Origin of the sequence: Mycobacterium sp. AT1, assembly GCF_002043095.1 — a bacterium.
GTDB lineage: Bacteria > Actinomycetota > Actinomycetes > Mycobacteriales > Mycobacteriaceae > Mycobacterium.
Map to the genome: position 1 here is coordinate 224,598 of NZ_MVOC01000027.1, position 13,033 is coordinate 237,630.

The window sequence follows — 13,033 nt, forward strand, 5'->3', positions numbered from 1 at the left end:
CACACACACCGCAGCGCGGCGGTTCCACGAAAGACTCACGACCCTCCTCCGGGCGGCGCCATCATCCCCGGCAAGCCGGCCGCGGGATCGGTCGACACGGTGGCCGGCCCGGGAGCTTCGGCAGCCAACGGGGGTCCAGCCGGCGGGGGCGAATCTGCTTGCGGCAGGGGCGGAACGAAGTCGGGCCTCATCGAATCCTCGCTGTAGGTGACCTCGTTGGGTCTTGCCTGCGCACCGACGAGCAGGTTCTCGCCAAGCGGAAGGAAGTTCATCTGCCGGTTCTTGATGATCGGTGCCAGGTATTGGGCGCACAGCTTCGAGGACTGCTCCGCACCGAGCCGGGACGCCGCCTGGATCGCACCGCACAGAAACGAAATCGGGTTCGCGAAGTTGTTGATCATCAATTCACCGGTGAGCGATCCGTTGGCCGGCTCGTAGATGTTGTTGAAGTTCGCCATGACGGTCGGGAGGCTGTGCAACGTCTGCTCGACGTCACCCAGGCTGTCGTTCAACGCAACCGAGATGGACGACAGCTTGTCTGCGGCCGTGCCGATCGGTTCGCGATTCTCCGCCACGAAGGTCGTGACGTCGCCAACGACATCGTTGAGGTCTTGGACGGCTCGGCCGACCTCGTTCGGATCGTCGGCAAGCAATCCCGACACCTCGGCGAGGTTGACGTTCAATCGTCCAAGCAAGTCACCGCTGTCGCGAAGCGCCGTGACGAGCGTCGACAGATTCTTGACCGTGCCGAAGATGTCCTCGCTGTGGTCGCCAAGAGCGGAAACGGTCTGCGACAGCTTGATGACGGTGTCACGGATGTTGGCCCCTTGGCCGCGGAGATTGTCAGCGGCGGTGTTGATCAGGGACCCGAGCGTGCTGACTCCCCCTGGCGCAGTCGGCTGCAACATGTCAGTCAACCGCTCCAGCTGGGCGCGCACGTCGTCCCACTCCACGGGCACCGCCGTTCGATTCTGCGGAATCACCGCGCCGGACGCGATGATGGCACCGTCGGTATAGGGCGGTGTGAGCTGAATGGCGCGTCCGGTGACGAGCTGCGGTGACAGGATCACGGCGTTCACGTTCGCCGGGACCTTGTACTTGGAGTCGAACCAGAACGTGATCTTGCTACGTTGCGGTTCGGGCTCGATCTTCTCGACCTTGCCGACCGAGACTCCTCGGATTCGAACGTCGTCACCGGCAAAGAGCCCGGTGCTGTTGTCGAAGTACCCCACCACCAAGGTCTTTCCGACGTGGTCGGCGATCTTCACGACGGCGAACACCGCAGCGACGAGGACTGCCACCAGCGTCACTGCGAGTGCACCGCGCGGATTCGCGATCATCTTCACGGTTGGCCTCCTGCAGTCGGTTCGCCGGGCGCCGGCACGAACACGGGTGACGGCGTGGGCTCCGGTGCGGACTGGCCACCGGCGGGGTCTGGGGCGGGCGGTCCTGGCGGCGGTCCGCCGGGGGCCGGTGCCGGGGGCGGATCCCGGTATGGATAGCACCCGGTGGGGCCAGGAAGCGGAACGCCGGGCGGTCCGCACCCTGGGTCGCCAGGATTGCCGGTGATCGCGTCGGGCAGAGTGAGGCGAGGATCGCCGCCCTGGCCAGTTCGCGGGTACGGCACGGGCAGCGGCGGGGTGGCGGGCTGACCGACCTGCGGATCGTTGAGCTCCGACGGCGGAAGGGTGGACGGATCCACGCCGAGATCGGAGAACGCCGCATCCACGAACGGTTGGACGAACTGCCCAGGTAACAAGTTGACGACGTATGCCTTGAAGAACGGTCCCGAACCCAACGATTCACCCAGTGACATCGAATAGGTGCTCAAACCCTTGAGCGCCTTCTGGATTCGCTCCTTGCGAGCGTCGACGATGGCCAAGACGCCGTTGAGTTTGTCCAGCGCGGGCTTCATCTCCTTGCGGTTGTCGGCGATGAACGCCTTCAACTGCGTGGAGACTGCGGAGATGTTGCCAGCCAGGCCGTCCAGCGCCGCGCTCTGCGAACGCAGTTGCACCAGTAGCGCGTTCGTGTCTTGGATGAGACCGACGATTCGGTCGGTACGACGTGCGAGTACCCCGGTGGCCTTCGCCGCGTTGTCGAGCAGGCTGCGCAGTTGCTGATCCCGGTTGTTCAGCGTGTCCGCGAACCGCGCCACACCGGACACGGCGTCACGCAGCTGTGGCGGGGTGTCGGCGAAGGTCTGCGCCATGGTGGCCAGCGAGTCGGACAGCTGGTTGGTATTCAGACCGCTGATCGTGGTGGCCAGCTCGCCGAGAGCGTCCGGAAGTTGGTACGGGGACGTCGTGCGCTCCATCGGAATTGCGCCGTTGAGGTCACCGTCTCCGTGCGGTGTCACGTCGAGTTCCTTGGTGCCAAGAAGACCCTTGGTCCTGATTGCCGCCTCGGTTCGGTCGCCCATGTGGATGTCGTCCGGGACGTCGAAGGTGACCAGCACACCCGGTCCCTCGAGCTCGATCGACGAGACCTTTCCAACGGGGTAACCCGACACTTGCACTATCGCACCGTCGAACAGGCCCCCGGCGTCGACGAAGTAGGCGGAGTAGGCCTTGTTCTGGTTGACGAACGGCAACATCTGATTCCCCAGTGCCGCGGCGACGATCAGGATCACGACGAGAATTCCGCCGAGGCCCAGAGTCGCCGGGTTTCGTTGCGAGATCGACTCGATGATCTTCATTTCGGCGCACACCGCCCCGTGCTTTGACCCGCGACCTTGACGAACACGGGCTGGCCACCCTTGCCGTTCAGCTTCAGCACCACGTCGCAGAAGTAGAAGCTGAAGTAGTCGCCGTAGATTCCCTGCCTGTTGAGCATCTGATACTTGTCCGGCAGCGTGTTGAGGATTTGGTCGAAGTACTCGTGGTCCAGCAACACGTTGCCCGCGACACGATCCGACTCCGTGACCACCCGGTGGATGGGGGCCCTCGTCTCGGCGAGGAGGTCGGCGATCGTGTCGGTGGCCGCACTCGTTGCTGCCACGGCGTTGGTTATGTCGGTCTTTCGCTCGGCCAACCCGTGGATCAGATCAGCCAGGTTGGTCACCGCCTTGTCGAGCTGATCAGTCTGACCGCCAAGGGAACCCATGACCCTGCCAAGGTTGTCGACCACCTGGCCGATGAGGACGTCGCGGTCGGCCAACGTGTTGGTGACGGCCGCGGCCTGGCTGAGGAACGACGCAATCGTCGGCCCCTCACCCTGAAAGGCGCCGATCAACTCGCCGCTGAGATCGTTGACCTGTTGCGGGTTCAGCGCCCGAAACAACGGACGGAAGCCTCCGGTCACCGAGTCCAGGTCGAGGGCGGGTCGTGTCCGGCCCACCGGAATCGTCTCTCCCGGCGTCAAGACCCTTGGGTCCCCGGCGTTTTCGACCAACGCCAAGTAGCGACCACCGATCAAGTCGTCATACCGCACCTCGGCCTGAGTTCCCTGCGTCAGGACCGCTTGGTGGTCAGCGGTGAAGCTGACACGCACGGTTGCGTCGCGGTTGACGACGATGTCGCCCACCTTGCCCACCTCGACACCGGCAATACGAACCATGTCCCCTTCCCGAAGGCCCGAGACGTTGGTGAACTGGGCGGCATAATCAGTCGCGTCACCACCGGATCGAAACTGCGAGAACACCACCACGGTCGCGCCGAGGGCCAACGCACAGACCGTCATGAAGATCCCGAGGCGCCAGCTGACACCTCGAAGGTTCTTGGTCATGGCGTTCCTGCTTCCTGTGGTGCGGAGTCGGGCGGCACGGCGGCGGGTTGATCGGCAGCGGCCGCGCCTGCTGGCGGCAGTCCCGGCCAGAGCGGCACACCGCCAGGCCCATACAGCGCAGCGCCGTACGGCGGGGCCCCCGGGTAGGGCTGCGGTCCCGGCGCTGGACCGGGCAGGCATTTACGGATGCTCGGCGGCTCCGGCACCGCGCGGGTGACCGGGAGGTAGTTCGCGTAGCACGGCTGACCCAGGCCCGGGTTTGGTCGAATGTCGAGACCCGTACCCCAACCCGTGTTGGTGATCAGTTGTCGCACGGGAAAGTTCTTCGTCGCATCCGGCAGCGATCCACATCCCGGCCGCCCACCGGGTCCCCCCTTCGCCGCCACGACCGGCAGGTTGTCGGGGAACTGGTAGGGATCGTTGCCCGGCAACAGGGCGACGTCGACGACGAAAGTTCGACCGTCACCCCCGAAGACGTCCTTTCCGTTGTCGATTGTCCACTGCGCGCCCTGGAGTGTGCACGTGAAGGTCGGGCTGTACATCTCGAGGAGTTCCGTCGTCGGCTCGAGACTGTTGACGGCCGCGACGAAGCTGTCCTTGCTCGCGCCAACGAGAGTCGTTGCGTCTTGCGCGAAACCGACGGCACTCAGTAGCAGACCGTCCAGCGCGCTCGCATTGTCGACCACCGTGGAACTCGTCGTACTGGCTGCGTCCAGTATCGACACGATGTCCCGCGCGGCCACGGTGTAGGTGTCACTCGCGTCCTTCAACGCGTTGACGTCCGAACGGATCACATCGCTGCGTCCGTTGAGCGCGGTCAACACCTCGTTGAGATCCGTTGCGGCCTGACCGATGCGCTCACCCCGGCCGCGTACCGCGTCGGCGACGGCGGTGAGCACGGCGTTCAACTTGACCGGATCGACCATCTTGAGCAGATCAGTGAGGTTCTCGAAGACGGTGTTGACTTCGGTCGTGACGTTGGTCGCGTTCAGCACGGCTCCCGCGGAAAGCCGCTTGGCGGTTGGCTCCTTCGGGTAGGAGAGATCGACGAACTTCGCACCGAAGACGGTGGTGATGGCGATCTTGGCTTGAACGTTGGCCGGTATGTAGCGGATCTGATCGGAGTCGATGTCCAGCTTCATCTGCGCGCCGCCCTGATCGCCTGCGCCGATCTTCCCGACGCGACCCACCTCGACCCCGCGCAGCTTTACCTTGGCACCGGTCTCGAGCACCAATCCGGAACGCTCGGCATTCAACGTGACCGGAACGACCGAACGGAAGGTGCCTTGGAAAGCACCCGCAGTGCCGAACACCAGGGCCGCGACGGCGAGTAGCAGGATCAGTGGCCACCATCTCGTCGAGATGCGTCGTTGTCCGATAACGGTATTCACGAGTCACCCAGCCAGGTGAAAGTTGCCGGACTGCCCGTACACGGCCAGGGTCACGGCCATCAGCACGATGGCGCCCACCACCATGGAGGCGCGTACGGCGCGCCCGACAGCCTCTCCGACGCCGGCGGGACCGCCGCTGGCCGTGTAGCCGTAGTACGTGCAAATCAGCATGACCACAACGATCATCACGATGGTCTGAGCGAAGGACCACACCAGATCGCTCGTGTTCAGGAAGGTGTTGAAGTAGTGGTCGTAGACACCCGTCGCCTGCCCGTAGATGAACGTGGTGCCGTAACGCGCGGCGAGGAACCCGGTCATCAACGCCACCGCGTACAGCGGGATCACCACGATCGTCCCGGCGAGCACGCGTGTCGCCGCCAGATACGTCACGCTTCGGATCCCCATCACTTCGAGCGCGTCGACCTCTTCGTTGATCTTCATCGCGCCCATCTGCGCGGTGGCGCCAGCCCCTACGGTGGCGGTCAGCGTGACCTGCGCGGTCCCGGGAACGATCAGCCTTGGGATGAAGAACGCCGACGCAAAACCGGTGAACGCGTCGACGCCGACGGATTGAAACTGCGTGTAGCCCTGGGCGGCCACCACCGCTCCGGTGGTCATCGTCATGAACCCCACGATGACGACGGTGCCGCCGACCGCGGCCAGAGCGCCTGAGCCCAAGCCCATTTGGGCGATCAGCCGCAGCAGTTCGGGGCGGTAGTTCACCAGCACGTCCGGAATGCGGGCGAGCGTCATGAAGTAGAAGCGGGTTTGCTCACCAACGCGGTCCCATTCGGCGAGGAGCTTCTTGAGTGTGCGTGCCAAGCGCGGCGAACGCCCGGAGGGGCTGGCGGCAAGGTGTGTCATTTCGCGTCTCGTCTCATTGCAGCGTGAATTGGACACCGACGGCGGTGACGATGATGTTCACGGTGAACAGCACCATGAAGGAGAAGACGACGGTCTCGTTGACCGCGTTGCCGACGCCGGCCGGGCCACCGCCCACCGAGATCCCCTTGTAGCAGGCGATTAATCCCGATCCGAGCCCGAACAAGAACGCCTTGATGACCGAGACGATCACGTCGCCGACACCGGTCACCACGGTCATGCCGTCGATGAAGGCGCCTGCCGACACGTGAAGAGCGAAGACACAGAAGAAGAATGACGCGAGCATGCCGACCAAGACCACGAGACCCATGAGTGCGACGGAGACCGTCGTCGCCGCCAGTACGCGGGGAATCACCAGCGCCTGGATCGGATCGATGCCCATGACCCGTTGCGCGTCGAGCTCTTCACGGATCGTACGCGCTCCGAGGTCGGCGCACATCGCGGTGGCGCTGGCCCCCGCGGTCACCAACACCGTTACCAGAGGGCCGATCTGGTTGACGTTGAAGAACGCGGCTCCCGCGCCCGAGAAGTCGGCGGCGCCGAACTCGCTCAGCAGAATGTTGAAGATGAAGGTGTTGATGACCGCGTACGGAATGATCATCAGGACGGCGGGCAGCACCGACACTCTGGCAACGAACCACGACTGGTCCAGGTACTCCCGCCACGCCAACGGCGTGGTGAAGATGCCCACGACGACGTCCAGGACCATTCCGAAGAACCCGCCCAACGCGCGGACCGGCTTCATCACCGGGGCGGCGGTCAGCAACATGACGATCTCGCCGCGTCGGTGGTCGATCGGCTAAGGGCAAGCGTCACGTGTTCTCCCGTGTTCGAGTCGGTCATTCACTGTCACTCGTCATGCCTTGCCAGCTATGACTTAGCTGACAGGTGAGGTCATTTCGTGACCGCTGACACATTCAACCATCGGCTACCGCACGGGCGGCAACCCCCGAAGGGGATATCCGGCTATCCCATCCGGGGCAATCAAATTGACGTTCATGCCTATGGTGTACAAGAGGATTCGGCGGCAGGGCGGCACTCGCCTGACGTCGACGAGAAGTTGCCACGACGATCTCCGCGACGCGGCGGGCGGCTGAGCACCTAGTGGCGAGGCGTGGAGAGCAGAGCATCGAAGATGTGGCGCTCGACCTTGTGGGTCAAGTCGATGTGGACGTGCTTGGTCTCGGTGTACTCGTCGAGTGCGTGCTCCCCGAGTTCACGGCCCAGTCCACTTTGCTTGTATCCACCAAACGGCAATGCGGGGTCGATCTGGTGCCAGTTGTTGATCCACACGGTGCCCGCCCGCAGGCGATCTGCGACCTCCACTGCGCGCTCGTAGTCGGTACTCCACACGCCGGCGCTGAGCCCATACTGAGAGTCGTTGGCCTGCCTGATGGCATCGGCGACATCGGTATATCGCAGAACGCACAGAACGGGCCCGAAGATCTCCTCGCGCGCGATTTCCATGTCGTTGCCGACCTCTGTGACGATCGTCGGTTCGATCCAGTACCCCTTGGCGAACGCCTCGCCGCCGGGAACCCCGCCTCCCAAAACGATCTTGGCGCCGTCCCGTCGTGCACCGTCCAAGAAGCTCAGCACGCGGTCGCGTTGCTTCGCCGAAATCACCGGGCCGACGTCGGTGTCGAAGTCGGTGGTCGCGCCGACCTTGAGCGACGACGCACGGTCGACAAGGCGGTCGACGACGAGGTCGTACATGTCGTCGGGTACCAGCAATCGCGTCCCGGATTCACATATTTGGCCCGAGTACAGCATGCAACCGAATAGGGCTCCGTCGACCGCGACGTCGAGATCGGCGTCGTCGAGGAGTATCTGGGCGCCCTTGCCGCCCAGCTCCAGCGACACCTTCTTGACCGTCGCCGAAGCGAGGCGCATGATTTCCCGCCCGACCGGTGTCGAACCCGTGAAGGCCACCTTGTCGACGTCGGGGTGCTCGGCAAGGCGCGCGCCGACCGTCGGGCCGGGGCCGGTGACCAGGTTGATGACACCGTCGGGCACTCCACACTCACGGGCGATCTCGCATAGCCGGAGCAGTGTCAGCGGTGTCTTCTCATCCGGTTTGACGACGACGGAGTTGCCCGCCGCGAGCGCGGGTCCGATCTTCCAAATGCCCAGCAGCAGCGGGAAGTTCCACGGCACGATGGCGGCGCAGACGCCAAGCGGCTCGCGCCGGATCACGTTGGTCGACATCGTGGGATACGCCTGAGTCGACACCTGCCGCTGCCACTGGTAGGTGGCAGCCTGCTCCGCGAAGTAAAGAAAGTGCGACGCCGCGTAGCCGACGTGGAATCCGGTGGCCTGACGCACCGTCGCGCCGTTGGCGTGGATTTCGAGTTCGACGAGTTCCTCGAACTCCTCGCCGATCCGGTCGGCGATCCTGGTCATCACCGCCGCCCGATCGACCGGTTCCATCCGTGACCACGATCCCGACTCGAATGCCGCCCGCGCCGCGGCTACGGCCTGGTCCACATGCTCGACTCCGCCGCGCGCGATCGTGGCGGTGAGCGCCGCCGTAGCGGGGTCGCGGATCTCGTCGAACTCGTCGGAGTCAACGTGTACGCCGTTGACGAACATTGTGTAGTGCTTGACGTCCGCTGCCATCTCGATTGCCACGGCCACTCCTTCGACTCGGTCACCCGAGTCAAGCCGCATTCCCCTGGCGGGACCATCGCCCGAAGGAGATGTTCGGGTAGCCCTCTCGGAGAGGGGGACCCAGTTCCCGCGCTATCGCAACACGGGATCGGCGCCCGGTTGGCAGAACCGCTCCACGTCACTCAGCGTCGGAGTCGACTCCCAGTCCCCGGGGGTCATGCACAACATCGCACCGCAGGCGTTCGCCCGGTGCAGGCGTTCGGGAACGTCGAGCTTCTCCAACAACGCGCTCAGGTATCCCGCCACGAACGCGTCTCCCGCGCCGACGGTGTCGACCACGTCGACCGAGAAGCCTGGGCCTTCCACGACGGCGCCCGACGAATGCACGACAGCTCCGTCGGCCCCGTGCTTCACCACCACTTCACGACATCCGCCGCGGACCAGCCGGCCGGCGGCCTCGGTGGCGTCGCCCTCCGGGAACAGCAACCGCAGTTCGTCGGCGCCACCGAAGACGATGTCGGCGCTCTCGGCGATCGTGCGCAGCAACGGGCCCGCGACGTCGGTCGGCGCCAACGTCGACCGGTAGTTCACGTCGAAGCTGACCCGAACACCAGCGGTCCGCGCGCGATTCACGCTGTCCAGCAGGCATTCTCGCGCGCTCTCGGACAGCAGCGCGGTGATGCCGGTGACGTGCAGAAGTTCGGCGTTCTCGATCCAGTCGGCTGGGACGTCCTCCGGCCGCAACCGCGAACCGGCCGATCCGGCGCGGTAGTAGAACACCGCCGTCGAACTCGGTGACGGCCGCTCCTTGAGCATCAATCCGGTCGGGGCGTCAGCGTCGACGATCCCGACGACCTCCACCCCCTCGGCGCGAATCTCGCGGGTGACGCGTTCCCCGAGGGCGTCGTCACCAACTCGACCGAGCCACCCGACGTCGACCCCCAAGCGGCGCAGTCCAATTGCCACGTTGCTCTCGGCCCCGCCGATGCCGAGGACCATTTCCGACACGTGCCGCAGCGAGCCGATGTCCCGAGTGCGCAACAACGCCATGGTCTCTCCGACGGTGACGATCCGGGCCGTCACGACGCCTGCCCGCAGACGGCCACGAACTCCGCCGTCCGGTCGCGAAGGGCAGCCAGGTCACCGCCTCGCAGCGCGTCACCGAGCAACGGTCCGCCGACGCTGACCGCAGCGGCACCGGCCGTCAGCCACGCCGCGGCGCCGGCCAGATCCACCCCGCCGGAGGGAACCGCTGCGATGCCGGGAAACGGCCCACGCAGATCCTTCAGGTAGCCGGGGCCAACCACGTTGGCCGGGAAGATCTTCACGGCGGCGGCGCCGCCGCGCCAGGCGCCGAATAGTTCGGTCGGGGTCAGGCCGCCGGGCACGATCGGGATTCCGGCGACGGCCGACGCGGCGACGATTTCCGGGTCCGCGACGGGGGTGACGAGGTAGTGCGCCCCAGCTCGGACGGCAGCGTCCAACTGCTCGCAGTCGACCACCGTGCCGACGCCGACGTCGGCCTCGTCGCCGTACCGTGCCAGCAGCTCCGGTAGCCGCTCCAGGGTGCCCGGTGTGGTGAGAGTGAGCTCGACGCTGCGGATTCCGGCCTCGACCAACACGTCGAGCACCCTGTCGTAGTCGGCCGCCTCCGGCGCCCGCACCACCACGATGAGCTTGGCTGCCGCGGTGCGGGCGGGGATCTGGAGTCGAGTCGGCGTGTCACCAGTCATGAACGGTGCCGTCCTGCAGTCGATTCACCGGCAGGTACGCCGCCGTGTACTCAAAGGCCGAGGCGGCCTCTTCGTCGAGTTCGACACCAAGGCCTGGTGCGTCGCCGGGATGCAGAAAGCCGCGATCGAAGGTGTACGACGTGCGGAACACGCCTAGGGTGACCTCACTGTGCGGCATGTACTCCTGGATGCCGAAGTTGTGGATCGCCATGTCGAGGTGCAGCGCCGCCGCCATCCCGACCGGGGACACGTCCGTCGGCCCGTGCATCCCCGACTTGATGCCGTAGACGCCCGCGAAGTCCAGCAGCTTCTTCATCGCTGTGATGCCGCCGGTATGGGTGACCGCCGAGCGCACGTAGTCGATCAGCCGCTCGGTGATGAGGGTTTGGTAGTCATACACCGAGTTGAAGACTTCGCCGATGGCCAGCGGAGTGGTGGAGTGCTGGCGCACCAATCGCAGCGCCGCCTGATCCTCGCCGGGTGTGCAGTCCTCCAGCCAGAAGAGGTCATAGGGCTCAACGTCTTTGGCGAACCTCGCGGCCTCGATGGGCGTCATCCTGTGGTGCCCGTCGTGCAGTATCCGGACACCGGTGCCGAAGTCCTCCCGGATCCGACCGAACACCGAGGGCATGTGGGACAGGTACGCGCGGGTGTCCCACACCTCCTCGATCGGTGCGGTTGCCGCGCTTCCGTCCGCGGCACGATGGGCCGGTTCGTAGTCGTATCTGCCGCCCGCCTTGGTGGTGGACACCCCGTAGATCTGGCCGAGGCCAGGTACGCCGGTTTGCACGCGCACCGCGGTGTAGCCAGCGTCGAGATAGCCGCTGATCGCATCCTTGAGCGCCGGGTAGTCGCCGCCCGACGCATGGCAGTACACCCGAACGTGGTCGCGGCTGGCGCCGCCGAGCAGCTGGTAGAGCGGCATCCCGGCCTTCTTGGCCTTGATGTCCCACAGCGCCATGTCGACCGCCGCGATGGCGGCCATCGTGACCGGCCCGCGACGCCAGTACGCCCCGCGGTAGAGGTACTGCCAGGTGTCCTCGATGCGATCTTCGTCGCGACCGATCAGCGTGGAGACCAGGTGCTCGGACAGGTATGCCGCCACGGACAGCTCGCGCCCGTTGAGCGTGGCGTCCCCCCACCCGACCACACCGTCACTGGTGACGATCTTGAGGGTGACGAAGTTGCGGCCCGGACTGCAGACGTTGACGTCGATGCTCTGGATGGTCATGAATCTCTTTCGTTGCGGCGGTAGGCTATTCGACTCGACTCCGTCACATCGCGGGTAGCGGGTCGGTGAGGTCGCGCCCGGTCCAGTCCTTGGCCCACACCGCGACGATCAGTGCCGAGAGCGAGTACAGCACCAGCATCACCATGATCGGGATGGGGCTGCCCGTCGTGGCGGCCACCCAGGCGGCGACGAGGACGGGTCCGATACCGGTGGCGATCACCGCGGCGATCTCACGGACCACGGCGGTGAGGGTGTAGCGGTTGCGGGAGCCGAAGATCTCCGGGATCGACACGTTCTCCAGCGAGGCCGGGCTGAGCACGGCGACGTTGTGGAGCACGACGTAGCCGACGAACACCCACAGCAGGTTCTTCGAGTCGATCGCCATCATGGCGGGAACGACGACGACGAGGGCCGAGGACATGACGATGATGTACATCCTGCGGCGGCCGAACTTGTCTCCGAGGAAACCGATCAGCGGGATGGTGAGGAATCCGATGAGCGAGGACACGATGACGACGTTGGCGCTGAGGCTCTTCTGCAGTGCCAACGTCAGGGTCATGAACGAGATGAGGTAGGTCTGGATCAGCCCGGAGTTGCCGGCTTGGCCGAATCGGAGGAAGAACGCCACGGCGACGGCCTTGACCGGCTTGCGCTGCAACGCTTCCACGGTGCGGGTCTCGACCTGCCCGGCTTGGGCCAGGATCTCCCCGCGGGACATGGCCCGCCCGTCGACGACGTCCTCGCGTTCTTCGAAGACGGGGCTTTCCTTGAGGTTCAACCGCACCCAGACCGCGAACACCATGACGATGGCGCTGGCGATGAACGGGATCCGCCAGCCCCACGCGATGACGTCGCTTTCGACCATGACGCCAAGCAGGATCGCCCAGATGCCCGAGGCGAACAGCGTTCCGCAGTTGGTGCCGAGGCCCACCAGGGAGGCGACGAAACCGCGCCGCTTGACGGGTGCGTACTCGGCGAGCATCACGCCTGCACCGCTGATCTCGGCGCCTGCTCCGAAGCCCTGCAGCAGTCGCAGCGCCACCAGCAGGATGGGTGCCAGCACACCCACTTGCTGATAGGTCGGCAGGACACCGATCAACGTGGTGGCCGCGCCCATCAGAAGAATGGTGTAGAACAACACCTTTCGCCGGCCGATGCGGTCACCGAGCCGACCGAAGAAGATGGCGCCAAGGGGCCGGGCGATGTACCCGACTCCGTAGGTGGCCATCGACAGGACCACGGCCATCCCGGCACTCTCACCGGAGAAGAACAGCTGGCTGAACACCAATGCCGCGGCCAGTGAGTAGAGCTGGAAGTCCATGAACTCCAGTGCGGTGCCCAACCATCCGGAGACGGCTGCCCGGACCAGGTCGGCGGTGCTGCGTTGGGCGACCGGCGGATGTTCGTCCGCGCGCGGTTCGGGGGTTTGTGCTGTGGTCATCGTCGTTCCTCGGGGTGGT

11 protein-coding genes are annotated in these 13,033 nt (G+C 65.3%); all 11 read right to left on the bottom strand.

Translation table 11 applies throughout. The features are described from left to right. Positions 1–35 precede the first annotated feature (35 nt). Positions 36–1,340 (bottom strand): virulence factor Mce family protein, encoded by a 1,305-nt coding sequence (locus B1790_RS13450; RefSeq protein ID WP_079923763.1) that lies wholly within the window; start codon positions 1,338–1,340, stop codon positions 36–38. A gap of 2 nt (positions 1,341–1,342) precedes the next feature. Beyond that, a complete protein-coding gene (locus tag B1790_RS13455) occupies positions 1,343–2,689 on the bottom strand; it encodes an MCE family protein (RefSeq protein ID WP_233165107.1) in 1,347 nt (448 codons plus the stop codon). Between the two features lie 5 nt (positions 2,690–2,694). Next, positions 2,695–3,726, bottom strand: a complete 1,032-nt coding sequence (locus B1790_RS13460) for an MCE family protein (protein ID WP_079923677.1) — start codon at positions 3,724–3,726, stop codon at positions 2,695–2,697. After that, entirely contained in the window at positions 3,723–5,117 is a 1,395-nt protein-coding gene (locus B1790_RS13465) for an MCE family protein (protein ID WP_079923678.1), read from the bottom strand. The genes B1790_RS13460 and B1790_RS13465 overlap by 4 nt, the downstream gene beginning before the upstream one ends. 3 nt (positions 5,118–5,120) lie before the next feature. Then, positions 5,121–5,981, bottom strand: a complete 861-nt coding sequence (locus tag B1790_RS13470) for an ABC transporter permease (protein WP_079923679.1) — start codon at positions 5,979–5,981, stop codon at positions 5,121–5,123. Between the two features lie 13 nt (positions 5,982–5,994). Continuing rightward, complete coding sequence (locus tag B1790_RS13475; protein WP_079923680.1) at positions 5,995–6,768, bottom strand: ABC transporter permease; 774 nt, start codon at positions 6,766–6,768, stop codon at positions 5,995–5,997. 332 nt (positions 6,769–7,100) lie between these two features. Then, positions 7,101–8,618, bottom strand: a complete 1,518-nt coding sequence (locus B1790_RS13480; RefSeq protein WP_079923766.1) for an aldehyde dehydrogenase — start codon at positions 8,616–8,618, stop codon at positions 7,101–7,103. A 123-nt stretch (positions 8,619–8,741) separates the two neighbouring features. Beyond that, positions 8,742–9,692 carry a sugar kinase gene (locus B1790_RS13485; protein ID WP_233165095.1) on the bottom strand — a complete coding sequence of 317 codons (951 nt, stop codon included), beginning with the start codon at positions 9,690–9,692 and terminating at the stop codon, positions 8,742–8,744. Further along, entirely contained in the window at positions 9,689–10,342 is a 654-nt protein-coding gene (locus tag B1790_RS13490) for a bifunctional 4-hydroxy-2-oxoglutarate aldolase/2-dehydro-3-deoxy-phosphogluconate aldolase (protein WP_079923681.1), read from the bottom strand. Before B1790_RS13490 ends, B1790_RS13485 begins: the two co-directional genes overlap by 4 nt. Beyond that, positions 10,332–11,573, bottom strand: a complete 1,242-nt coding sequence (manD, locus tag B1790_RS13495; RefSeq protein ID WP_079923682.1) for a D-mannonate dehydratase ManD — start codon at positions 11,571–11,573, stop codon at positions 10,332–10,334. Before manD ends, B1790_RS13490 begins: the two co-directional genes overlap by 11 nt. A 43-nt stretch (positions 11,574–11,616) precedes the next feature. Then, positions 11,617–13,014 carry an MFS transporter gene (locus tag B1790_RS13500; RefSeq protein WP_079923683.1) on the bottom strand — a complete coding sequence of 466 codons (1,398 nt, stop codon included), beginning with the start codon at positions 13,012–13,014 and terminating at the stop codon, positions 11,617–11,619. Between the last annotated feature and the right edge of the window lie 19 nt (positions 13,015–13,033).

Bases quoted from the DNA above. Each gene is read 5' to 3' on its own strand.
- B1790_RS13460 (WP_079923677.1), bottom strand. From the start codon at position 3,726: ATGACCAAGAACCTTCGAGGTGTCAGCTGGCGCCTCGGGATCTTCATG.
- B1790_RS13475 (WP_079923680.1), bottom strand. From the start codon at position 6,768: ATGTTGCTGACCGCCGCCCCGGTGATGAAGCCGGTCCGCGCGTTGGGC.
- B1790_RS13480 (WP_079923766.1), bottom strand. From the start codon at position 8,618: ATGGCAGCGGACGTCAAGCACTACACAATGTTCGTCAACGGCGTACAC.
- B1790_RS13470 (WP_079923679.1), bottom strand. From the start codon at position 5,981: ATGACACACCTTGCCGCCAGCCCCTCCGGGCGTTCGCCGCGCTTGGCA.
- B1790_RS13500 (WP_079923683.1), bottom strand. From the start codon at position 13,014: ATGACCACAGCACAAACCCCCGAACCGCGCGCGGACGAACATCCGCCG.
- B1790_RS13490 (WP_079923681.1), bottom strand. From the start codon at position 10,342: ATGACTGGTGACACGCCGACTCGACTCCAGATCCCCGCCCGCACCGCG.
- manD (WP_079923682.1), bottom strand. From the start codon at position 11,573: ATGACCATCCAGAGCATCGACGTCAACGTCTGCAGTCCGGGCCGCAAC.
- B1790_RS13450 (WP_079923763.1), bottom strand. From the start codon at position 1,340: ATGATCGCGAATCCGCGCGGTGCACTCGCAGTGACGCTGGTGGCAGTC.